The sequence below is a fragment of the Henriciella sp. genome, from assembly GCF_049649345.1.
GTDB lineage: Bacteria > Pseudomonadota > Alphaproteobacteria > Caulobacterales > Hyphomonadaceae > Henriciella.
In genome coordinates, this window is record NZ_JBARZC010000399.1 from 1 (window position 1) to 2,517 (window position 2,517).

Here is a 2,517-nt window from a genome sequence, read left to right on the forward strand (position 1 = left end):
GACGCCCTCGATCACGCAGCCGATTTCGAGGTTGGCGCAAAGGCTGAGGATCGAGCGGAGAACATTCGCGCTCTTTTCGTTGCGCGTCAGATCCCGGATGAAGCTCCTGTCCACTTTGAGCGTATCGATCGGAAGGCGGTGGACATAAGCCAGACTTGAAAAGCCCGTGCCGAAGTCATCAATCGCAATGCTGCTGCCAGCCTCGCGGATCAGCTTGAGCACTTTCATGGCGCTCTCATAATCCTTCATCACCGCAGACTCGGTGATCTCGAACATGATGCGCCGCGGCGGCACGCCGGCGGCGTCCGCAATCGATTGAAGCCTCTGGATAGGGACCGTCGAGGTCAGGCTGATCGCGGAGAGATTGAAGCTGAGCATGAGGTCGGCCGGCCACTGGCGCGCTTCTTCCACAGCCTTGCGGAACAGAACCTCGGTCAGGTGGCCGATCATGCCGATATTTTCAGCCGCCTTGATGAAAGTGTCAGGGCGGACACGGCCCAGCTGCGGCGAATACCAGCGGGCCAGCGCTTCAAGGCCGCGCGTGTGGCCTGAGGTAAGGTCCAGTACGGGCTGGAACTCGACAGACATCTCCTTTTCGAGATCCGCATGGCGCAGCGCCTGTTCAAGCGCGCTGTTGGCGAAAATCAGACGCTCATGCTCGTGCGAGAAGAAGACCGGTTCGGACTTGGAGTTATGCTTGGCATAGTAGAGGGCGTAGTCGGCGCGCTCAAAAAGAAGGCTGCGCGAATTTGCGGCGGTCGGATAGCGCGCCATGCCGATCGTCGCCGAGATGTTGGCAGAGCCTTCATCGAAATTGAAGCTCCGGCGCAGGCTCGTGCAGGCACGCTGGGCCATCGCCATGACCTCGCCATCGGTGCCCGGATCGCGGAAAAGAAGCCCGAACTCATCGCCGCCGAGTCGGGCAACGGTTACATCTTCCCCATCGAAGGTGGATTTGAGGCGCCGGGCCGTTTCGCTGAGCACATAGTCGCCGGCCGGATGACCGAAGACATCATTGATCGGCTTGAAGCCGTCGAGGTCCATCAGGGCAATCACGAAATTGCTGCGGTCGCTGAGGCAGGCCTCGATAAGCTCGTCGATATCGGCGAGGAACTGGCGGCGATTGGCAAGGCTGGTCAGGCTGTCGGTGTTGGCGAGGCGCTGGTTTTCTTCATTGAGCGCCTGCAATCGCAGATGCTGCTGACGCTGTTCACGTTTCTGCCTGATCAGGCTGGCGAAATCGCGCTCACTGTTCGACAGGACATGGCACAGGACGAACGAGCCAAGTGCAAGATTGACCGATGCGATCGCATAAGGCGACGATTGCTCAAGCAAAAGCAGAACACATGTGATCGGAATGACTGTCGCGATGAGCAGCAGGAAGGCCTGGCGCAGATGCAGCATGCAGACGGCGCAGGCGATGCAGGTCACGGCGTTGAAGAAAAGCGCCTGGGCGTTCTGGTCAGGGTCGCCATAAGGCAGGAATGCCATGCCCCAGCCCGCCACGAGGGCACCCGCGGGAGCCATGGAAAAGATCGTCCATTTCAGTTTTCTGTTGATCGCTTCGTCGCTATAAGTCTGTGATCTCGCGCTGACATAGAAGCGGACCCGAGAGATCGTGTACGCGAGGATGACGATCGGAAGGATGACGCTGAGAAAAAGCGGCGCGGTGGAATAATGGGTGGCCGCGAGCCCGACCACGTTAATCGTCAGGATGCCATACATGAGCGGCATTTGCTTGGTCAGCGCCTTGAAGCGTTCGCGATTCAGCTCCGGCTCTTCATGCTCGACGCTAAAGAATTTACCGATCTGATTTAGCAAGGTCCGTCCTCTGCGCCAGCTTTCCAGCCTCAAGCCTTAGAGCAGTCCGCTTAAATCGGCCTTTCGGCGATAGATGAGATTTCAACGATTCCTGTCATGAAACGGTGAGGCCCGCCGCAATTCCTGCAGCTCTGGAGCCAGGAGGCAGAGATTGCAGGCCATGGGCTTGCTCTTGCCGGAGCGCGCCGCCACATGGGGCGGTGTTGTCTGCCAGATGGAATGCGCCGTGAGCTCTGTTTCTTCCCACTCGCAAGATTTTGTCGCGAGTTTCACCTCTGAAACCCTGCCGGTCACAGGCCGTATCGTCCGGATGGGGGCGGGCTCGATTTCTCCCATCCTTCATCGCCATGCCTATCCCGACCATCTTGGTGAAATCCTTGGTGAGGCCCTGATCCTGGCGACGCTTGTCGGCTCTGGGATGAAGATTGACGGCCGCGTGCTGACGCAGGCTGAAGGAGACGGGCCCGTCTCGATGCTGGTCGGCGAGTATCATTCCGACGGGGCCGTTCGCGCTTATGCCCGCTTCGAACAGGAGCGCTGGGCATATCTGGAGAAGATTAACAAGGGCGACAAGCCGCACATGCCGCAACTGTTCGGCTCAATGGGGGCGCTGGCGCTGATCATTGTCCAGAACAAGCCGAGCACGCAGCCCTATCAGGGTATCGTTCCGCTCGCCAAGGGCCGTCTTGCTGAGTG

General features: G+C 59.1%; 2 protein-coding genes. One reads left to right on the forward strand and one right to left on the reverse strand.

The window, feature by feature from the left end; genetic code table 11:
- Positions 1 to 1,821: putative bifunctional diguanylate cyclase/phosphodiesterase (locus WA989_RS10990; RefSeq protein ID WP_424340543.1), on the reverse strand; the 1,821-nt coding region annotated here is incomplete at its 3' end.
- Positions 1,822 to 1,981: 160 nt separating this feature from the next.
- Here WA989_RS10990 and WA989_RS10995 point away from each other — a divergent pair.
- Positions 1,982 to 2,517 (forward strand): Hsp33 family molecular chaperone HslO (locus WA989_RS10995; protein WP_424340544.1); only part of this gene is annotated, 536 nt, incomplete at its 3' end.